The organism is Mycolicibacterium cosmeticum (genome assembly GCF_000613185.1).
Taxonomy (GTDB): Bacteria; Actinomycetota; Actinomycetes; order Mycobacteriales; family Mycobacteriaceae; genus Mycobacterium; species Mycobacterium cosmeticum.
Window position 1 is genome coordinate 2,388,576 of sequence record NZ_CCBB010000003.1, and the last position, 19,437, is coordinate 2,408,012.

The following is a 19,437-nucleotide window of genomic DNA, read 5'->3' on the forward strand; positions in this document are numbered from 1 at the left end:
AGAGTGTGATTTCGCGCCCGATCACGATCTGAGCGCACACTCACGGATCTCAGCGCACACTCACGGATCTCATCGCCGGAACAGCTTGTTCCCCAGCCACACAATCGGGTCGTACTTGCGGTCGGCGACGCGCTCCTTCATCGGGATCAGCGCATTGTCGGTGATCTTGATGTGTTCGGGGCATACCTCGGTGCAGCACTTGGTGATGTTGCAATAGCCGAGCCCGAACTCGTCCTGCGCCATCTCCTGACGATCCACCACGTCCAAGGGGTGCATGTCCAACTCGGCGATGCGCATGTGGAAGCGCGGGCCGGCGAAGTTCTGCTTGTTCTCCTCGTGGTCACGCACCACGTGACAGACGTTCTGGCACAGGAAGCACTCGATGCACTTGCGGAACTCCTGGCTGCGGTTCACGTCCTCCTGCTGCATCCGGTACTCGCCGGGCTGCAGGTCCTTCGGCGGGGTGAACGACGGGATCTGGCGCGCCTTCTCGTAGTTGAAGGACACGTCGGTGACGAGGTCGCGCATCACCGGGAACGTGCGCAGCGGCGTCACCGTCACGGTCTCGGCCGGGTCGAACGTCGACATGCGCGTCATGCACATCAGCCGCGGCCGGCCGTTGATCTCCGCGGAGCAGGACCCGCACTTGCCGGCCTTGCAGTTCCAGCGGACCGCCAGGTCCGGTGTCTGCGTGGCCTGAAGCCGGTGGATGATGTCGAGCACCACCTCGCCGTCGTTCACCTCGACGCTGTAGTCCTGCAGCTCGCCGCCTGCCGGATCCCCGCGCCAGACCCTCAGATTCGCGTTGTACGCACTCATGTCAGTTCTTCCAGTCGGGGTGTTCGGCCAGTTCGCCGTCGGTGTAGTACTTCTTCAACTCGGACAGTTCGAACGTGGCCAGCAGGTCGGGCCGCATGGGAACCTGCGGCTCCGGCGTCACCGTCACGTCCGGGACCACAGGGTTTTCGGCCGCGTTGGCCGCGACCCGGCACACCAGCAGGGTGTTGCGCCAGTTGGCGTCCATCGCCGGGTGGTCGTCGCGGGTGTGCCCGCCGCGGCTCTCGGTGCGCTGCAGCGCCGCCTTGGCGACGCATTCGCTGACCAGCAGCATGTTGCGCATGTCGATGGCCAGGTGCCAGCCGGGATTGAAGACCCGGCCACCCTCGACGGCGACATTGGCATAGCGGGCCTTCAGCTCGTCGATCTTGACCAAGACCTCTTGCAGCTCGTTCTCCTTGCGGATGATGCCGGCCAGGTCGTTCATCGACTGCTGCAGTTCGGCGTGCAGCGTGTACGGGTTCTCCGGGTTCGCCTTGGGCTCGAAGGGTGCCAGCGCCAGCGTGGTGGCCGCGTCGAGGGCCTCGTCGCTCACCGTGGGGCGGTCGGTCAGGCCGCGGACGTAGTCGGCGGCGCCGAGCCCGGCCCGGCGCCCGAACACCAGCAGATCGGACAGCGAGTTACCGCCCAGCCGGTTGGAACCGTGCATCCCGCCGGAACACTCGCCCGCCGCGAACAGCCCCGGCGTGGCGCCGGCCCCGCTGTCCGGGTCGACCTCGATACCGCCCATCACGTAGTGGCAGGTCGGGCCGACCTCCATTTCGTCCTTGGTGATGTCGACCTCGGCCAGCTCGATGAACTGGTGGTACATCGAGGGCAGCCGGCGCTTGATCTCCTCGGCCGGCATACGGGACGCGATGTCGAGGTACACGCCGCCGTGCGGCGAACCGCGGCCGGCCTTCACCTCTTCGTTGATGGCCCGGGCCACCTCGTCACGAGGCAGCAGGTCAGGGGTGCGCCGTGCCGAATCGTTGTCCTTGAGCCACTGATCGGCCTCTTCCTCGGTCTCGGCGTACTGCCCCTTGAACACCTCGGGGATGTAGTCGAACATGAACCGCTTGCCCTCGGAGTTCTTCAGCACCCCGCCGTCCCCGCGCACACCCTCGGTGACCAGGATCCCCTTGACCGACAGCGGCCACACCATGCCGGTGGGGTGGAACTGGATGAACTCCATGTTGATCAGGCTGGATCCGGCGCGCAGGGCCAGCGCGTGCCCGTCGCCGGTGTACTCCCACGAATTCGACGACACCTTGAAGCTCTTGCCGATACCGCCGGTCGCCAGCACCACCGCCGGCGCCTCGAACAGCACGAAGTTGCCGGTCTCGCGGTAGTACCCGAACGCGCCGGCGATCCGGTTGCCGTCTTTGATCAGGTCGGTGATCGATGTTTCGTGGAAGACCTTGATGCGGGCCTCGTAATCACCGAGTTCCTTCTTGTCCTCCTGCTGCAGCGACACGATCTTCTGCTGCAACGTACGGATGATCTCCAGGCCGGTGCGGTCGCCGACGTGGGCCAGCCTCGGGTAGGTGTGCCCACCGAAGTTGCGCTGGCTGATCTTGCCGTCCTTGGTGCGGTCGAACAGCGCACCGTAGCTCTCCAGCTCCCACACCCGGTCCGGGGCTTCCTGGGCGTGCAGCTCGGCCATCCGCCAGTTGTTCAGGAACTTGCCGCCGCGCATGGTGTCACCGAAGTGCACCTGCCAGGAGTCCTTGGTGTTGACGTTGCGCATGGCCGCCGCGCAGCCGCCCTCGGCCATCACGGTGTGCGCCTTGCCGAACAGTGATTTCGTCACGACCGCCACGCGCAGGCCTCGCTCCCGGGCCTCGATCACCGCACGCAGTCCTGCCCCGCCGGCTCCGATCACGACCACGTCGTACTGGTGCCGTTCGAGTTCAGCCATAAATGATCCTCGCTTGATCCGCTATCGAATTGTGTTTCTAACCAACAAATCTCAGGTCGCTGATGGTGCCGCTGGCGACGAGCATGATGTAGAAGTCGGTGAGCATCAGGGTGCCGAGCGTGATCCAGGCGTACAACTTGTGCCGGGTGTTCAGCCGCGACACCTGGGTCCAGATCCAGTAGCGGACGGGGTGTTTGGAGAAGTGCTTGAGCCTGCCGCCGGTGACGTGCCGGCAGGAATGGCAGGACAGCGTGTACACCCACAGCATGATCACGTTGACCAGCAGGATGATGTTGCCCAGGCCGAAGCCGAAACCGCTGGCGGTCTTGTCCGAATGGAAGGCGACGATCGCGTCGTAGGTGTTGATCACCGAGATGATCCCGGCGATGTAGAAGAAGTACCGGTGGGTGTTCTGGATGATCAGCGGCAGCCGCGTCTCACCGGTGTAGGTGGCGTGCGGTTCGGCGACGGCGCAAGCGGTGGGGGACTGCCAGACCGAGCGGTAATAGGCGCCCCGGTAGTAGTAGCAGGTCAGCCGGAACAGCAGCAGGAACGGCAACGACAGTGCCGCATACGGCAGCCACCACACGTCAGGAAGGAACTGTGGCCAGAAGTGGCTGGCTTCCGGCACACAGCCCTTGCTGACGCACGGCGAATAGAACGGCGTCAGGTAGTGGTAGGCGGGAACGTAGTAGTTGTTCTGCAAGAACGCGCGCACCGTCGCGTAGATGACGAAGGCGGCGAACCCGAGATCCACGATCAGCGGTGACTGCCACCATCGATCGGTACGCAGGGTGCGCGCTGAGATCTGAGCTCTGCTGGGTGAGAAGACGCCGGTGCCTTGACGATTCGAGGTCGGTGCGCTCACTGAGTTCCCTCTTTTTCTGTTGTGAACCGGCGCGGACGCCCGGGTGTCAGCGGGTGCCGCCGAGCCCTTCGTCGTCGACGTCGCGCCAGAAGTCGCTTGCGTAGTCGGTGTCGGGGATGCAGATCTTCTCCACCGAATGCGGGTGGTGAACTGTTCGTCCGCCGCGATCGGTCTCAAGCTCTTCGGCGTCGATATCGAGCCGGTCGATATCGTTGAGCATGCGTTCGGCGTCGTTCACGATGCGGCGCATCGCTGGGCTGTCGCCGTGCCGGGCCGCCAGCGATGTGACGCATCGACGGAGGCCGCCGATCAATTCGTGGAGTTCGGCAATTTCGGTCGTAGTGGACAAACTAGTGACCTCCTCGGGCTGAAGGGTGTCATGGATCACAGTACGCACTCGATGTTAGCCACAACATGGACTTCAGAGTGAGACAGATCACGTCTACGAAACGAGAGGTAACCGAATTGTCGAATGAGGATCTGGTCGAGAAGGCCGCCGCCTTGCTGGCCCTGCACCGCCCCGGCAACCCGGGCGTGTTGCCGACGGTGTGGGACGCCTGGTCGGCGAACACCGTGGTGAACGCGGGTTTTGCGGCGTTGACGGTGGGCAGCCATCCGGTCGCGGACTCGCTGGGCAAGCCCGACGGGGAGCAGATGAGCTTCGATGATCTGCTGACCCGGGTCGCTCAGATCACCGCCGCCGTCGACGTGCCGGTGTCGGTGGACGTGGAGTCCGGTTACGGCGAGTCGCCGGCCGCGTTGATCGAGGGACTGCTCGGCGCCGGCGCCGTCGGCTTCAACCTCGAGGACACCGTGCACCGCGATGGCGGCCGGTTGCGCAGCCCCGAGGAGCACGCGGCTCTGGTCGGGGACTTGCGGGCGGCGGCCGACGCGGCGGGTGTGCACGTGGTGATCAACGCCCGCACCGACATCTTCCTCAAGAATGAGGGTGACGATGCCGATCGGGTCCAGCGCGGTATCGACCGGTTGACGCTGGCCGCCCAGGCCGGTGCGGACTCGCTGTTCCCGGCCGGTCTGCGTGATCCGGAGGGGCTGGGCACCTTCGTCGAGGGCGTGCCGCTGCCGGTCAGTGTGACCGTCCAGCCGTCTGCCGACCTCGCCGCGCTGACCGCGCTCGGCGTGGGGCGGATCACCTTCGGCCCGTTCCTGCAGTGGGCGCTGACCGAGAAGACCAACGAGATCCTGGCCCGCTGGAAGTAGCGCTTACTCGATTCCGACGTTGTGGTGGAGTCGAAGCCTCAACCGCCACCACAACGTCGGAATTCAGGGCACCGGGAGCCGAAACCGGGGCGGCTGCGTCTGAACGGATGTGCGCATTCCGTTCGTGGGCAGTGTTGCGGTCACCCAAGGGCACCTGAGCCGCTCGCAGTTGCGCACCGGGTACCGGCCGATCTACCGCGGCATCTACGTGCCTCGCGAGCACGAGGTGACGCTGCGGGACCGGATCCAGGGCGCGGCGCTGGCCACCGGCGGGGTGATCGCGGGTGTCACGGCCTCGGCGGTACACGGCGCGAACTGGGTCGATGTCGACGCGCCCATCGAGGTCATCGGAGCCACCCGTCCCCGCCGCGGCCTCGTTCTGCATGACGAACGGGTGACCGCTCATGAGATCACCCGGGTCGGCGGGGTGCGGGTCACCACCGTCACCCGCACCGCGTTCGACCTCGGGCGCCGGCTGCCGCGGGAGCAGGCCGTCGCTCGTCTTGACGCGTTGTGCCATGTCAGGCGGCTCGATATGGCGGACGTTCTCGCACTCGCCACGCTCAATCCGCGCGCCCGCGGGCTGCCTGCATTGCGCAAGGTCCTGCCGCTGGTGGACGGGGGTGCCGAGTCGCCGCGCGAAACCTGGCTGCGGTTGCTTCTCGTCGACGCCGGATTGCCCATCCCGACAACCCAATTCGTCATCCACGAGAACGGGCGTTATATCCGCAGGGTGGACATGGTGTGGGAACAGTTCAAGGTCGGCGCGGAGTATGACGGCGCCCAGCACCTCACCAGTCGCGCCCAATACGCCAAGGATGTGTGGGCGGCACGTGAGCTCGCGAGGCTGGACTGGCACATTCTGCACGTCATCAAGGAAGATGCCGCCACCGATATCGTCCGGGAGGCCCGCGCGGCCTTGATCGCGCGCGGCTGGCGGCCGTGAATCCCGACGTTGTGGTGACCAAGCTCGACCTGGACCCACCAGAACGTCGGGATTCAAGCGCCGAAGCGAAGCACTCACACCCAGCCACCCAGCATTGTGAGAACACCGTGACGGCTGCTTCACACGACGCGACATTGCGGCAATATCGACTACCTACCGTCGCGGTATGCACTCAGCCAAGCATGTTGTCGTGGTCGGACACGGCATGGTCGGACACCGGTTCGTCGAAGCGCTGCGGTCCCGGGATGCTGAGGGCTCCTGGCGGGTCACCATCCTCTCGGAGGAGGCCGACGCGGCGTACGACCGCGTGGGTCTGACCGGCTACACCGAGCATTGGGACCGGGCGGAACTGGCGCTGCCCGGTAACGACTATGCAGGCGACAACGACGTCGTGCTGCACCTCGGCTTGGCGGCCCGGGAGATCGACCGGGCCGCCAAGACCGTGACCGCCGCCGACGGCCGCGTCCTGGACTACGACGCACTGGTGCTGGCCACCGGGTCGTATGCCTTCGTGCCGCCGGTGCCCGGACACGACCTGCCGCAGGTGCACGTCTACCGCACCCTCGACGACCTGGACGCCATCCGGGAGGGCGCCAGGACGGCACGGGACAGCAACACTCCCGTCGGCGTGGTGATCGGCGGCGGCCTGCTCGGCCTGGAGGCCGCCAACGCGCTGCGCGGCTTCGGGCTGACGACGCACGTGCTGGAGATGTCACCGCATCTGATGGCCAACCAGCTCGACGAGGCCGGTGGCGCGTTGCTGAGCCGGATGATCAAGGGCCTGGGCATCGAGGTGCACACCGCCGTGGCCACCGAGAGCATCGCGCCCGCGCAGCGGCACCGGCCGATCCGCAAGTCCGCCGTCGACGACTCGGTGCGGGTCTCGCTCAACGACGGCAGCACCATCGACGCCGGTCTGGTGATCTTCGCCGCCGGTGTGCGCCCGCGCGACGAGCTGGCCCGCGCGGCCGGCCTGGAGATCGCGCAGCGCGGCGGCGTGCTGACCGATCTGTCCTGTGTGACAAGCGATCCCAACATCTACGCGATCGGCGAGGTGGCCGCCATCGAGGGCCGCTGCTACGGCCTGGTGGCCCCCGGCTACACCACCGCCGAGGTGGTGGCCGACCGGTTGCTCGGCGGGGAGGCCGAGTTCCCCGGCGCGGACATGTCCACCAAGCTGAAGATGCTCGGTGTCGACGTCGCGAGTTTCGGTGACGCCCAAGGGCATACCCCGAACTGCCTGGAGGTCGTGGTCAACGACCCGGTCAAGCAGACCTACGCCAAACTGGTGCTCTCCGATGATGCCAAGACCCTGCTCGGCGGCATCCTGGTGGGCGACGCGTCGGCCTACGGGGTGCTGCGCCCGATGGTGGCCAGCGAGCTGCCCGGCGACCCACTGGCCCTGATCGCCCCGGTGACCGACGGTGACGCACCGGCGCTCGGCGTCGGTGCGCTACCCGATATCGCCCAGATCTGCTCGTGCAACAACGTCACCAAAGGTGATCTGAAGGAAGCGATCTGCGGCGGCTGCGACGACGTCGCAAGCCTGAAGAAGTGCACGCTGGCCGGCACCTCCTGCGGGTCGTGCGTGCCCCTGCTCAAGCAGTTGCTGGAGGCCGAGGGCGTCGAGCAGTCCACGGCGCTGTGCGAACACTTCAGCCAATCCCGCGCCGAGTTGTTCGAGATCATCAGCGCCACCGAGATCCGCACCTTCTCCGGCCTGATCGAGAAGTTCGGCACCGGAAAGGGTTGCGACATCTGCAAACCCACCGTCGCCTCGATCCTGGCCTCGACCAGTTCGGATCATGTGCTCGACGGTGAGCAGGCCTCGCTGCAGGATTCCAACGACCACTTCCTGGCCAACATCCAGAAGAACGGCAGCTACTCGGTGGTGCCGCGGTCGCCCGGCGGGGAGATCACCCCCGAGCAGCTGATCCTGATCGGCGAGATCGCCAGGGACTTCGGCCTCTACACCAAGATCACCGGCGGCCAGCGGATCGACATGTTCGGCGCCCGGGTCGACCAACTGCCCGAGATCTGGCGCCGCCTGGTGGACGGCGGGATGGAATCCGGGCATGCCTACGGCAAATCCCTTCGCACGGTGAAGAGTTGCGTGGGCAGCACCTGGTGCCGGTACGGGCAGCAGGACTCGGTGAACATGGCCGTCGAGATCGAGAAGCGCTACCGCGGTCTGCGGGCACCGCACAAGATCAAGATGGCGGTGTCCGGCTGCGCCCGGGAATGCGCCGAGGCGCAGAGCAAGGACGTCGGCATCATCGCCACCGAACAGGGCTGGAACCTGTACGTCTGCGGCAACGGCGGCATGTCGCCGCGGCACGCCAAGCTGCTGGCCGGTGACCTCGACGACGAGACGCTGGTCCGGTACATCGACCGGTTCCTGATGTTCTACATCCGCACCGCCGACCGCTTGCAGCGCACCGCGCCGTGGCTGGAGGCCATGGACGGCGGGCTGGATCACCTGCGCGACGTGGTGTGCAACGACTCACTCGGCCTGGCCGCGGAGTTCGAGGCCGCCATGGAGCGCCATGTCGCCGGCTACGCGTGCGAATGGAAAGGCGTCCTGGACGATCCGGAGAAGCTGTCGCGGTTCGTCTCGTTCGTCAATGCCCCCGATGTGGCGGATCCCACGATCGAGTTCACCGAATCCAAGGGCCGCAAGGTGCCGATCGGGATGCCGACGCTGCGAGTACAGGAGAAGGCATGACACTGCTCGACGATCGCAAGCACCTTGATTCCCAGGGGGATTGGGAGTGGACCACGGCGTGTGCCTACGACCGGCTGTTGCCGTGCCGCGGTGTCGGGGTGCTGCTGCCCGACGGCACCCAGGTGGCGCTGTTCCGGCTGGACGACGGTTCGTTGCACGCCGTCGGCAATATCGACCCGTTCTCCGGCGCCGCGGTGATATCGCGCGGCATCGTGGGTGACCGCGGTGGACGGGCCTGCGTTCAGACTCCGATCAAGAAGCAGGCCTTCGCTTTTGACGACGGCAGCTGCCTCGACGATCCGGATGTGGCGCTGCCGGTGTTCCGGACCCGGGTTACGCCGGACGGTCTCGTGCAGATCGCGGCGTAGCGGCGGCCCAGTGGGCGTCGCGGCCGGGACCGGGGCGGCGGACCACGTCGCCGCGGCGCTCCAGCACGGTGAGGTTGCGGTACACCGACTCGATGACGGTGTCCTTTCCTGCCCGGTCTGCCCTCCGTTGCACGTAGTCGCGCAGTTCGGCGGTGGTCAAGGTGCCATCGGTGTCGTCCAGTGCCGCCAGCAGCCACTCCCGCAGCTGCGCCGCCCCCCATTGTGAAGCCATCGCAGAGATAGTAGCCGAGTAACGGGGCGACCCCCTAGTTGAGCGTTATGTCAGGTTGCTTCCCCGGTGGCGAGTTGAAATGCGCTGCGAGATTTGGTATCTCCGGCGGGTCCCTGCGCAGGTGAGCAATGGGGTGCCGGCTCGGACAGTTCGCTGACGCCGGCCGGGATCCACCCCCGGAGCGGGCCGAGCTGGGGTTGCGTGCGGTGGCGACGTTGCTGGGGCGGCAGCGGGCGTGGCTACGCCGCGGCGCGCATCCCGCCGACCCGGGCGCGGCGGAACCGGCTGGCGATCAGCCGCACCATGCCGGGATGGATGCCGAGTGGGTCACCGACGATATCGGCACCGGAGCCGCGCAGCCGATCCTGGAAGAGCCCGTCGGCGAGCAGGTACGACGCCACCGCCACCCGCCGGCCGGAGCGGCGGCGGGCGTCCTCGACCGCGTCCGCGACGGTGGGGGCACCGGTAGCGGCAAAGGCGAGTTCCACCCGGTCGCCGGTCAGGGCCGACAGCATGGCCGCGGTCCTGCGCAGATCGGACGCGGCGCCGGGATCCGATGTTCCCGCTGCCGCCATGATCACCGAATCGCCGGTCCGCCAACCCGATTCGTAGAGCCGATCGGCCATCACCCGCACCGTACCCTGGCACGGCCCCAGCGGCGGGGTGACCACGACACGGCGATGCCTGCTGGCGGCGACGTGGGCGGGTACGTCCACCCGGACGTGATAACCGCCGGCCAGGAAGGCCGGCACCACGACGGCCGGTTCGTCACCGGGCAACGAGTCGAGCACCTCGCGGGGGGTCGGTCCGAGCACGTCGACGAACGCCACCCGCACCTCCCGCTCCACCGCCGCAGAGACCCGCTGCGCGAGTTCGCCGATCATGTTCACGCCGCCGGCCTTGCGGGTGCCGTGCGCCACCAGGATGTAACTCATGCGCCCACCGGGAACTCGTCGACCGCCAACCGGTAGCCGCGCTTGACCACCGTCGCAACGATGTTCTTGTCGCCCAAGGCCGTTCGCAAACGCAAGACGGCCGTCTCCACCGCGTGGGTATCGGTGCCGCTGCCCGGCAGGGCACCCAGCAGATCGGCGCGCGACACCACCGCACCCGGCCGGTGTGCCAAGGCGCGGATGGTGGCCATGCTCGCCGGCGGCAGCTCCTTGACCACCTCGTCGACCAGAACACAGGTGCCGCGGATCTCCAGCAGGTGCCCGGCGACGCGGATGCGGCGGGATTGCAGCAGCGGCAACTCGTCGGTGATGTGGCGGGCCAGTGCGCCCAGTCGCATCCGCTCCGGCGACGAGGTCGGGACGCCCAGGCGCACCAGCGGCCGGGCGGTCACCGGGCCCACGCACATTGCGTGCACCGTGGTCCGCAACGCGTGCAGCAGCGCATCCTCCACGCCGAGCTCGGTCGCCCGCATCAGCATGGCCGCGACCGCCGGGGCGGAGGTGAAGCTGACGGCGTCGTAGCGCTGATCGGCGATGCCCATCACCAGCTGGTCGAACGCACCGCCCCGCGGTGCGGGATGCCAGCGGTACACCCGGATGGGGACCACCTCGGCGCCGGCGGCCTCCAGTTCGTCGAGGAACTCGGGGAACGGGTCCCATTCGTCGGTGGCGCCGTGCAACTGCACCGCGATGCGCATGCCGACGATGCCGCCTTCCAGCAGATAGTGCAGCAGCTCGCGGGAAGATTCGGATTCCGGTGACCATTCCTCGGGCAGCCCGGCCGCGCGCAGGGCCCCGGTGGCCTTGGGCCCGCGGGACACGATGCGCGCCTTGGACAATGCGGCGGTCAGCTCGTGGGCCAGCCCCCAGCCGTCGGCCGCCGCGATCCAGCCGCGCAGACCGATGCCGGTGGTGGCGATGACGATGTCGGGCGGGGTCGCGATGAGGGCCTCGGTATGGGCGCGCAGTTCTTCGTCGTCGGGCAGCGGCACCATGGTGATGGCGGCCGCGGAGGTCACGTCGGCGCCGCGACGGGTCAGCAGCGCGGCGAGTTCCTCGGACCGGCGGGCCGAGGTGACGGCAACCCGGAACCCGGTGAGCGGAGCCCAATCAGGTTCGGTCATGGCACCTGTGTATTCAGGACATGTTTCGGGCGGGTTACTCGGCTGTTGCGCAGGTGTGTCACCTGGGCAGGTGAGCGTGTGGAGCGGCGCATGCCGACCACGGTAAGAACGCTATGTTGCGCTGTCACTGCCTGCGATATCCCAGCCGTGAACTTCCGCTCACTGCCGACAGAATACTCCTGTGAGGTCGACCCGCGGCGCCTTCACCAGACGTCGCCGTCGCGCCAATCGCAGGTCAGCGCCCCGTCGAAGTCGAGTTCGGCGGTGACCGGCAGCACGTACACCGAGCCGTCGTCCTCGGGGGTGCGGGTGATCCCGGACGGCGCCAGCACCGACGTCTCGCCACGCCATGGGCGCCAGCCGCGGCCGGCATACAACGGCTGCCCGGCGTCCGACGAACTCAGCGCACCCACCTCGTAGGCGCCGCGCAGCACCTGCTCGAGGGCGTCCAGCACCGCGGCGGCCAGTCCCTGACCACGCCAGTCCTCGCGCACGGCGACGGCCTCGACGTACCCGCAACGCAGCGCCCGCCCCTGATGCAGCAGGCGCCGCGCGACGACGGCGCCGTGGGCGATGATCGCGCCGTGACGGCACACCAACGCGTGCATGCCACCCAGGGCGTGCTCCCAGTCGGCGTCGGTGAAACCACCGTCGAAGGCGTCGTGCACCATCTGCCGGGCGTCGTCGCGTGTCTCACCGTCGAGGTCGGCGGTATGGATCAGGCGTGCGGTGTGTACCCCCACCCTGTCGTTGTACCAGCCCGGCCGCGGGACCGAGCCGAGTTCGGCTACTGCACGGGGCCGCGCGGGTGCGACCAGTGCAACCGGATGGTCTGACCGGGCCGGGCCTGGCCGACCCGGTCCAGGTCGGCCTCGGTGATCACGCCGATCACCGGGTAACCACCCGTCACCGGATGATCGGGACCGAGGATCACCGGAAAACCGTTGGGCGGCACCTGGATCGCGCCCCGCGTGGCACCCTCGCTGGGCAGCTGCCGGTCCGGCCAGCGGTACTCCAGCGGCATCCCGACCAGCCGCATCCCGACCCGGTCACTGCGGTTGGTGACCAGCCAGTTGGTGCGCACCAGGATGTCCGGGTCGACGAACCAGTCATCCCGCGGACCCGGCACCACATCCAGTTCCAGGATGTCCGCCTCGATGGAGGCCACCGGCGCCTGTTCCAGTTCGGGGAAGTCGGTGGTGTGCTCGCCGACCGGCAGCACGTCGCCGGGGCGCAGTGGAGCCGGGCCGATCGCCGACATCACGTCATAACTGCGCGAACCGAGCACCGGCGGCACGTCGATCCCGCCGCGCACCGCCAGATAGCTGCGCAGGCCCGAGTGGGGCGCACCGAGCGAGATCACCTCGCCGTCGTGGGCGTAATGGATGCTGTTGGTCCCGAACGGTTTTCCGTTGACCGACGGATCGGTGTCGGCACCCGTCACGGCGATCGCGACGTCGCCGCCGCGCACCCGCGCCGAGAAGCCACCGAAGGTCACCTCGACCGTGGCGGACTCACCCGGGTTGGCGACCAGTCGGTTGGCCAGCGTGTGGGCCCGGCGGTCGGCGGCACCCGATCGGGTGACCCCCATATGGGCCAGGCCGGGCCGGCCGAGGTCCTCCACCAGGGCCAGGGGGCCGGTGCGCAGCACCTCAAGCGTGACGCTCATGCCATCTTCTCCTGGAATCGGACGGTCATGCCCGGCACCAGCAGTGCCGGCTGATCGCGGTTGATATCCCACATCACGGCGTCGGTGCGCCCGATCAGTTGCCAGCCGCCCGGCGTCTCACGCGGATAGACCCCGCTGAACTCGCCGGCCAGCGCCACCGCACCGGCCGGCACCCGGGTGCGCGGTTCGGCGCGGCGCGGCACCTGCAGCCGGGGATCGCCGCCGACCAGGTAGGCGAAACCCGGTGCGAAACCCCCGAATCCGACCTGCCAGAGGCTGCCGGTGTGGGCGGCGACCACCTGGGCGCGGCTCAGCCCCGTCAGCTCGGCCACCGCGTCGAGGTCGGCGCCGTCGTAGACGACGTCGATCACCACGTCGGGCCCGGCCGCGTCCACCGGATCGCGATGGTCGGCACGCAGCTTGCCCAGCCGTTGCCGGGTGGGGGCCAGGTAGCGCGGCCCGGCCAGCTTGAGCAGGACGGTGCGCGACGCGGGGACGATGTCGACGACGCCGAGCAGATCGGCGTCGCGGATGGCGGCAGTCCACGCCAATACTTCGGCGGTGCTGCCGAACTCGAGGAGCAGGGCCTGATCCCCGTATTCACGAACGGTGCTGAGCACCGGTGACTCCGTTGTGACTGTCATCTGCCAACGCTACCGCCGGGTAACAAGAAATCGGCATGCTCTATGAGCTTTGCCAGAGGAGCCTTAAGGCATGTTTAAGCGGCCAGCGCGTACGTCGGCTCGTGGCGCTTGACGTACGCGATCACCCGGTACGTGATGGGCAGCATGACCACCTCGACGGCCGTCTTGTAGAACCATCCCAGCGCGGTGTAGACGGCCAGGTCCTTGAACGTGGTGATACCGATGGCGCCGGCGGCGATGGTGCAGAACACCAGCGTGTCCCCGAGCTGGCCGGCGAACGTCGACCCGACCAGCCGCGCCCATAGGTGCTTCTCCTTGGTGCGCTCCTTGATGGCCACCACCACCCACGCGTTGATCGTCTGCCCGACGATGAAGCCCGCCAGCCCGGCGATGATCAGCTGGGTGTAGGCGTGCACGACGTTCTCCAGGTGCGCCTGGTTCTCGTAGAAGTCGGCGGCCGGCAGATAGAGGGTGACCCAGAACATGAACGCCGCCAGGATGTTCATCGCGAAGCCCAGCAGGATGGCCTTGCGGGCCGCCTTGAACCCGTACACCTCCGACAGCACGTCGCCGATCACATAGGTCAGCGGGAAGACGATGAACCCGCCGTCGGTCAGGATGGGGCCGAACGCCACGCCCTTGGTCGCGGTGACGTTGGAAATGATCACCAGGGCGGTGAACACCGCGACGAAGATCGGATAGTAGGCCGAGCCGGTCTGCGCGAAACGAGTCGGCTCACGGTTCTCGGTGCTGGTCACCCGGACATCTTGTCAGGCGGTTCCGGGGCGGCGGTGGTTAGCCCACCGCGGCCGCCAGCAGCGGCGGCAGCCGGTCGGCGACCACGGGCAGCGACAGCGGCGAGGCGAAGGCGATGGCGGCGGCCAGTTCGGGATCGGTGAACACGTTGTGCTTGCCGTGCGCGGCGATCGCCGGGTCGGCCAGCAGCGCGTCGCGGGCGGGGTCACCGTCGGTGGTCCAGATCAGTACGTCGGCGGCGATCTTGTCGACCGCGATGCGGCTGTCGGTCGAAGGCGCCGTGAAGCCCAGCGCGGTGAGCCAGTCCGGGTGCTCGACCCGCGCGTGGCCGTCGTCCAGGGTGCCCTCCAGCAGCAGCGCGGTCCGCCCGGTGAACGACTGGTTGTTCTTGCCCGCCGCGGCGAACTTGTCGTCCACACCGGTGACCAGCTGCTGCATCTCGTCGTGTTTGAACACGGCCTGGCCGATGGTGGCGGCCTGGTCCTTCCACGGCTCGAAGAAGGCGTCCTGTCCGGACTGCGGAATGGTCGGGGCGATGCCGGCGAGCTTGGTGTAGGTGTCCTTGTCCAGGCCGGCGTTGGTGGCCACGATGAGGTCCGGTTTCAGTGCGGCGATGGCGTCGGTGTCGACGCCGTCGGCCAGGTTCAGCACGGCCGGCTGCGCCGATCCGAGTTTCGCGGCCGCCCAGGGCCATACGCCGAAGGGCTGGGCTCCGACCCAGTCCGTGACGGCGATCGGCACCACCCCGACCGCCAGCAGGAAGTCCTGGTCGTTGAGGCCCGCGCTGACCACCCGGGTGGGCGGGCCCGGGATCTTCGTCTCACCGAACGCGTGCTTGACGGTCACCGATCCGTCCGCGGCCACGGTGCCGGGCTTCTGCCGCGCGCACGCTGCCAGCAGGGCCACCCCCGCGGCCATCGCCAGGAAGCCGCGCCGGGACAAATGAGTCGGCACGGTGGCAGACTAGCCAACTCGGTGGCCGGCGGCCGCGCAGGCGACCGCAACGGCGCCGGGTGTGTCTACGGCGTCAGCGCCAGGCCGAGGGTGCGGCGGGCGGCGGCCTCGTCCCCGTCGATCTGTGCGGTGGCGGGCAGATCGAGGCGTTTCCAGAGCCCGAGGTACAGCGTGGCGGCGTCGGCGGTGACGGTAGCGACGGGCTCGCCGGTGCCCAGTGTCCAACTGTGGCCGGTATCGGTCGTCACGATGCGGACGGTTTCGGAGACCGGTGCCGTGCGTTCCATGCGCACCTGACGCGGGTAGAACATCGTCACGATCTCGTCCACCCCGTCGGCCGCGAACGCCGCGTCGAAGACCGGTGTGGTGCCGAAGACCGATTCCAGGTCGACCCGGTGGATGGCGTGCTCGTGGGCCTGGCGGCGGATCCACCAACCCGCCGTGCGGGGCGGCGCCCCGAAATTCCAGCACGGCTCGTCGGGGCTGATCGCGCGCATCGCCGTCAGGTAGTCCGGGATGCCGTCGACGAAGTCGGCGACCGGTGCCGGTCCCGGTTCGGGGGTCGGCTGTACTTCCCGGGCGCGCAGGATCGAGCGCACCCAGGTCTGGATCACCCAGAGGTGGGCGAGCAGGTCGGTGATCGTCCAGCCGGGGCAGGTCGGCACCGGCCGGTCGAGGTCTGGCCCGCCGGCCAGGGCCGTCTCCTGGATGACTATCACGTCGTCCTGCAGTTGCCGTAGCAGTGCATCGTTGTCCACCGGGGCAGATTACGGGGCGCCGATACCCCGCAGGAGCACGGTCAGGCCGAACTCGAACGCCTGCTCGGCGCGGTCGGGCCGGTTGTCGCCGGTGACCAGTGCAGCGGCGAACTCGGGAACCACGTCGGGGCTTGTGCCCCAAGGAGTTTCGGGTGCGGCGGCATCGAGCGCCGAGCCGAGCACGAAGTTGTCGATGAGAGTGATGATGTGCAGGGTCTCGGCCGGTCCGAATCCGGCCCGGGCGAGGGTCACGGCCAGCGCGTTGTACATCTCGACGGCGTGCCGGCTGCTGACCGGGTAGGCCGTCATCAACGGGATGAGTCGCGGGTAGCGGGCGTAGCTGCGCCGGTAGGAGCGCATGATGTCGGCCACCACCTCGGGCCACGGGCCGCCGAGCGCGGGCAGTTCGACCTCGTTCATCGCCATCTCGCGCAGCAACTCGACGATCTGCTCACGCCCGGTGACGTGGTTGTACAGCGAGGACGGGCTGACCTTCAGCTTGCGGGCCAGGTCGGGGATGGTGAAGCCGCCGGTCGCATTGACGAGGTCCATGGCCGCCCGCGCGATGCGGTCGGTGGACAGGATCGGAACTGAAGGACGGCCCATGTGTGGTTCCCCCGAACACTTGCGAACTCGTGGCTTCCGTCACACAATAAACGAACTCGATTCGTTTTAGGGGTACCGACATGCTCACCTTGACCGCCGGCGCAGCCGAACCGCTGCCGCGCGGCACCGCCTGGGACCGGCCGACGCTGGGCGCCGGCCGGCCGGCGATGGCTGCCGTCGAATGAGGAAGGCGAGGACGGCCGCGTGAGCCGTTATCTGATGCCCGCAGAGGGCGCGGCCCAGGACCGGATATGGATGGCCTTCCCATCACAGGGCTATTCGCTGGGTGACACCGAAGCCGAGCATCACGAGGCGCGATCCACCTGGGCTGCCGTCGCGCATGCCATCGCCGAGTTCGAACCGGTCACCATGCTGGTCGACCCCGCCGAGTTGGCCGTGGCCAAACGCTATGTCTCCCAAGAGGTGGAGATCGTCGACGTGCCGCTGAACGACGCCTGGATGCGCGATATCGGACCCACCTTCGTGCACACGGACGACGGTTCGGTGGCCGCCGTGGACTGGGTGTTCAACGGGTGGGGCGCCCAGGATTGGGCCCGCTGGGACCGCGACGCCGAGGTCGGTGCCGTGGTGGCCGAGTTGGCCGGGGTGCCGATCGTCAAGTCGGAGTTGGTCAATGAGGGTGGGGGCATCCAGGTCGACGGTCGCGGCACCGTGCTGGTCACCGAGACGGTCCAGCTCGACCCGGGGCGCAATCCCGGGCTGGGCAAGGCTCAGGTCGAGGCCGAGTTGGCCCGCACCATCGGGGCCACCGATGTGGTGTGGTTGCCGCGCGGGCTGACCCGTGACTCGCAGCGCTTCGGCACCAGAGGGCATGTCGATATCGTCGCCGCGATCACCGCACCGGGCCGGTTGCTGCTACATACCCAGAGTGCCGACGAGCACCCGGATACCGTGGTGTGCAAAGAGATACGCGATGTGCTCGCCGACCGATTCGACATCGTCGAGATGCCGGCGCCGGACACCCTGACCGATGCGCAGGGGTACGTCGACTACAGCTACATCAACCATCTGGTGGTCAACGGCGGCGTGATCGCGTGCAGCTTCGGTGATCCGCGGGACGCCGATGCGGCGGCCATTTTGGCCGACGAGTACCCGGGACGCCGCGTCGTCAGTGTCGACGCGCGCCCGCTGTTCGAGCGGGGCGGTGGTATCCACTGCATCACCCAGCAGCAGCCGTCCCCGATAACCGTGCGCGCGTAGATGTTCCGGCGTATTGTGCCCTCCGTGCCAACACTGTTTGACAATGGAACTATCTGGACCGGGCCCGAAACCAGCGATGCTCTGCTGGTCGCCGACGGTGTCGTCGTGGCGCTGGGGCAGCAGGCCCGGGAGGCGGGAGCCGACGAAATCGTCGATCTGGAGGGCGGATTCCTCATGCCGTCCTTCGGCGACGGGCATGCCCACCCGCTCTACGGCGGGCTGGAGTCGGCCGGCCCGCAGATCCGCGGGTGCGCCTCGGTGGACGAAATCGTGGCCGAGGTGGCCAGATTCGCCGCCGAGCACCCCGAACAGGAATGGATCGCCGGCGCGTCCTACGACGGCAGCCTGGTGCCGGGCGGCTTGTTCGACGCACGCTGGCTCGATGCCGCGGTCCCGGATCGCCCGGTGGTGCTGCGGGCCTGGGACTACCACACATTCTGGGTGAATTCCGTTGCGCTGCAACGGGCCGGTATCACCGATGACACGCCGGACCCGGTCCTCGGTGAGACGTGAGGACGGCACCGTGCTGGGCACCCTGCGGGAATGGGGCGCCACCGATCTGGTGAGCAATGTCATGCCGGCCAGGGACGAGGCCGTGCGGATCGCCGCGCTGGGCACCGCCGCCGACTACTACCTGGCCCGCGGCGTCACCTGGGTGCAGGATGCCTGGGTGGAGCCGGCCGATGTCGACACCTACGTCGCCGCTGCCGCCCAGGGTGCGCTGCGCATGCGATTCAACCTGGCGTTCTACGCCGACCCACGCCATTTCGATTCCCAGGTAACCCGATACGCGGCCGCGCGGGATCGGGTGCAGCAGGCGGGATCACCGTTGCTGACCGCGAACACGGTGAAGTTCTTCGCCGACGGCGTGGTGGAGAACGAGACCGGGGCGCTGCTGCAACCCTATTGCTCCGGCCTGCACAGTCACGGAGGGCAGGAGCGCAGCGACCCGGGAGGTAGTTGCGGTATGACGCTGTGGGAGGGGAATTCTCTGGCCGAGGCCGCGCGCCGCGTCGACGAGCTGGGATTCCAGATCCACATCCACGCGATCGGTGATGCCGCGGTGCGCCAGGCGCTGGACGCCATCGAGTACGTGGTGACGCACAACGGTCCCCGGGACCGGCGCCCCGTCATCGCGCATGCCCAGCTGATCGACGATATCGACATCGGCCGATTCGCCGCGCTCGGCGTCATCCCCAACATGCAGCCGCTGTGGGCCCAGATGGACGCGTTGATGACCGTTCTGACCATCCCGCGGCTGGGCGCCGAGCGCTCCGACAAGCAGTACCGCATGCGTACTCTCGAAACATCCGGGGCGGCATTGGCGTTCGGCTCGGACTGGCCGGTGTCCTCGGGGGCCCCGCTGGACGGCATCGCGGTCGCCGTGTCGCGTCGCACCGCCGACGGCGACCCCGAGGCGGGGTGGACGCCCGAGGAGATCGTGCCGATCGACCGGGCGCTGTCCTGCTACACCGCCTCGGTGGCGCACCAGGCGTTCGCGGAGAACACCTGGGGGCGTATCGCGCCCGGCGCCAGCGCCGACCTGGTCTGGTTGGACGGCGATCCCACTTCCACTGCCGCGCTGGACCTTCCCAAGCTCCGGGTACGCGGCACCTATCTGCAGGGCCGGCGCGTGTACGCGGGCGAACAGTGAA

At 68.1% G+C, this 19,437-nt stretch carries 19 protein-coding genes and 1 pseudogene; 6 read left to right on the plus strand and 14 right to left on the minus strand.

Annotation, left to right across the window (positions count from 1 at the left end):
* Nucleotides 1-69 precede the first annotated feature (69 nt).
* Genes BN977_RS30705 through BN977_RS30720 form a run of 4 tightly spaced genes read right to left on the minus strand, consistent with a single transcriptional unit; the run spans nt 70 to nt 3,954 of the window.
* Nucleotides 70-819 (minus strand): succinate dehydrogenase/fumarate reductase iron-sulfur subunit, encoded by a 750-nt coding sequence (locus tag BN977_RS30705; protein ID WP_036403869.1) that lies wholly within the window; start codon nt 817-819, stop codon nt 70-72.
* Nucleotide 820: 1 nt separating this feature from the next.
* On the minus strand, nt 821-2,737 hold the full coding sequence (locus tag BN977_RS30710; RefSeq protein ID WP_036403870.1) for a fumarate reductase/succinate dehydrogenase flavoprotein subunit: 1,917 nt from the start codon (nt 2,735-2,737) through the stop codon (nt 821-823).
* A 37-nt stretch (nt 2,738-2,774) separates the two neighbouring features.
* Nucleotides 2,775-3,605 carry a succinate dehydrogenase subunit SdhC gene (locus tag BN977_RS30715; protein ID WP_024450256.1) on the minus strand — a complete coding sequence of 277 codons (831 nt, stop codon included), beginning with the start codon at nt 3,603-3,605 and terminating at the stop codon, nt 2,775-2,777.
* 46 nt (nt 3,606-3,651) lie between these two features.
* The gene (locus BN977_RS30720) at nt 3,652-3,954 is read right to left on the minus strand and encodes an Rv0250c family protein (RefSeq protein WP_024450255.1); all 303 of its coding nucleotides are present in this window, start codon (nt 3,952-3,954) and stop codon (nt 3,652-3,654) included.
* 116 nt (nt 3,955-4,070) lie between these two features.
* Here BN977_RS30720 and BN977_RS30725 point away from each other — a divergent pair, with 116 nt between their 5' ends.
* The 4 genes from BN977_RS30725 (at nt 4,071) to nirD (ending at nt 8,865) form a co-directional block, all read left to right on the plus strand.
* On the plus strand, nt 4,071-4,826 hold the full coding sequence (locus tag BN977_RS30725) for an isocitrate lyase/PEP mutase family protein (RefSeq protein ID WP_036403872.1): 756 nt from the start codon (nt 4,071-4,073) through the stop codon (nt 4,824-4,826).
* Nucleotides 4,827-4,941: 115 nt separating this feature from the next.
* The gene (locus tag BN977_RS30730; RefSeq protein WP_234709735.1) at nt 4,942-5,772 is read left to right on the plus strand and encodes a hypothetical protein; all 831 of its coding nucleotides are present in this window, start codon (nt 4,942-4,944) and stop codon (nt 5,770-5,772) included.
* A gap of 166 nt (nt 5,773-5,938) precedes the next feature.
* Nucleotides 5,939-8,497, plus strand: a complete 2,559-nt coding sequence (gene nirB / locus BN977_RS30735; RefSeq protein ID WP_036403876.1) for a nitrite reductase large subunit NirB — start codon at nt 5,939-5,941, stop codon at nt 8,495-8,497.
* Nucleotides 8,494-8,865, plus strand: coding sequence for a nitrite reductase small subunit NirD (nirD, locus tag BN977_RS30740; RefSeq protein WP_024450251.1), 372 nt, complete (start codon nt 8,494-8,496; stop codon nt 8,863-8,865). Before nirB ends, nirD begins: the two co-directional genes overlap by 4 nt.
* Here nirD and BN977_RS30745 read toward each other — a convergent pair.
* The 10 genes from BN977_RS30745 to BN977_RS30790 form a co-directional block, all read right to left on the minus strand.
* Nucleotides 8,831-9,097: a helix-turn-helix domain-containing protein gene (locus tag BN977_RS30745; RefSeq protein WP_024450250.1), complete on the minus strand. Its 267-nt coding sequence runs from the start codon at nt 9,095-9,097 to the stop codon at nt 8,831-8,833. The two genes, nirD and BN977_RS30745, sit on opposite strands and share 35 nt — an antisense overlap.
* 239 nt (nt 9,098-9,336) lie before the next feature.
* Nucleotides 9,337-10,032 (minus strand): sirohydrochlorin chelatase, encoded by a 696-nt coding sequence (locus BN977_RS30750; protein WP_036403878.1) that lies wholly within the window; start codon nt 10,030-10,032, stop codon nt 9,337-9,339.
* Nucleotides 10,029-11,174, minus strand: a complete 1,146-nt coding sequence (locus BN977_RS30755) for a uroporphyrinogen-III synthase (protein WP_024453570.1) — start codon at nt 11,172-11,174, stop codon at nt 10,029-10,031. The genes BN977_RS30750 and BN977_RS30755 overlap by 4 nt, the downstream gene beginning before the upstream one ends.
* 203 nt (nt 11,175-11,377) lie before the next feature.
* Nucleotides 11,378-11,917: a GNAT family N-acetyltransferase gene (locus BN977_RS30760; RefSeq protein WP_036403880.1), complete on the minus strand. Its 540-nt coding sequence runs from the start codon at nt 11,915-11,917 to the stop codon at nt 11,378-11,380.
* Between the two features lie 44 nt (nt 11,918-11,961).
* A complete protein-coding gene (locus tag BN977_RS30765; protein WP_024453572.1) occupies nt 11,962-12,843 on the minus strand; it encodes a 5-oxoprolinase/urea amidolyase family protein in 882 nt (293 codons plus the stop codon).
* Nucleotides 12,840-13,487 carry a 5-oxoprolinase subunit B family protein gene (locus tag BN977_RS30770; protein ID WP_024453573.1) on the minus strand — a complete coding sequence of 216 codons (648 nt, stop codon included), beginning with the start codon at nt 13,485-13,487 and terminating at the stop codon, nt 12,840-12,842. The genes BN977_RS30765 and BN977_RS30770 overlap by 4 nt, the downstream gene beginning before the upstream one ends.
* Before the next feature lie 74 nt (nt 13,488-13,561).
* Entirely contained in the window at nt 13,562-14,245 is a 684-nt protein-coding gene (locus BN977_RS30775; RefSeq protein ID WP_024453574.1) for a queuosine precursor transporter, read from the minus strand.
* Between the two features lie 37 nt (nt 14,246-14,282).
* Nucleotides 14,283-15,197 (minus strand): ABC transporter substrate-binding protein, encoded by a 915-nt coding sequence (locus BN977_RS30780; protein WP_036403882.1) that lies wholly within the window; start codon nt 15,195-15,197, stop codon nt 14,283-14,285.
* Between the two features lie 65 nt (nt 15,198-15,262).
* Entirely contained in the window at nt 15,263-15,955 is a 693-nt protein-coding gene (locus tag BN977_RS30785) for a maleylpyruvate isomerase family mycothiol-dependent enzyme (protein WP_024453576.1), read from the minus strand.
* Nucleotides 15,956-15,964: 9 nt separating this feature from the next.
* Nucleotides 15,965-16,561 (minus strand): TetR/AcrR family transcriptional regulator C-terminal domain-containing protein, encoded by a 597-nt coding sequence (locus BN977_RS30790; RefSeq protein WP_036403884.1) that lies wholly within the window; start codon nt 16,559-16,561, stop codon nt 15,965-15,967.
* A gap of 219 nt (nt 16,562-16,780) precedes the next feature.
* Between BN977_RS30790 and BN977_RS30795 the strand changes: the two genes are divergently transcribed.
* Entirely contained in the window at nt 16,781-17,782 is a 1,002-nt protein-coding gene (locus BN977_RS30795; protein WP_191262654.1) for an agmatine deiminase family protein, read from the plus strand.
* Nucleotides 17,783-19,436, plus strand: a pseudogene (locus BN977_RS30800) (amidohydrolase). It abuts the gene before it with no gap.
* Nucleotide 19,437: the final 1 nt, after the last annotated feature.

Bases quoted from the DNA above. Each gene is read 5' to 3' on its own strand.
- BN977_RS30705 (WP_036403869.1), bottom strand. From the start codon at position 819: ATGAGTGCGTACAACGCGAATCTGAGGGTCTGGCGCGGGGATCCGGCA.
- BN977_RS30710 (WP_036403870.1), bottom strand. From the start codon at position 2,737: ATGGCTGAACTCGAACGGCACCAGTACGACGTGGTCGTGATCGGAGCC.
- nirB (WP_036403876.1), top strand. From the start codon at position 5,939: ATGCACTCAGCCAAGCATGTTGTCGTGGTCGGACACGGCATGGTCGGA.
- nirD (WP_024450251.1), top strand. From the start codon at position 8,494: ATGACACTGCTCGACGATCGCAAGCACCTTGATTCCCAGGGGGATTGG.
- BN977_RS30745 (WP_024450250.1), bottom strand. From the start codon at position 9,097: ATGGCTTCACAATGGGGGGCGGCGCAGCTGCGGGAGTGGCTGCTGGCG.
- BN977_RS30750 (WP_036403878.1), bottom strand. From the start codon at position 10,032: ATGAGTTACATCCTGGTGGCGCACGGCACCCGCAAGGCCGGCGGCGTG.
- BN977_RS30755 (WP_024453570.1), bottom strand. From the start codon at position 11,174: ATGACCGAACCTGATTGGGCTCCGCTCACCGGGTTCCGGGTTGCCGTC.
- BN977_RS30765 (WP_024453572.1), bottom strand. From the start codon at position 12,843: ATGAGCGTCACGCTTGAGGTGCTGCGCACCGGCCCCCTGGCCCTGGTG.
- BN977_RS30770 (WP_024453573.1), bottom strand. From the start codon at position 13,487: ATGACAGTCACAACGGAGTCACCGGTGCTCAGCACCGTTCGTGAATAC.
- BN977_RS30790 (WP_036403884.1), bottom strand. From the start codon at position 16,561: ATGGGCCGTCCTTCAGTTCCGATCCTGTCCACCGACCGCATCGCGCGG.
- BN977_RS30795 (WP_191262654.1), top strand. From the start codon at position 16,781: ATGCCCGCAGAGGGCGCGGCCCAGGACCGGATATGGATGGCCTTCCCA.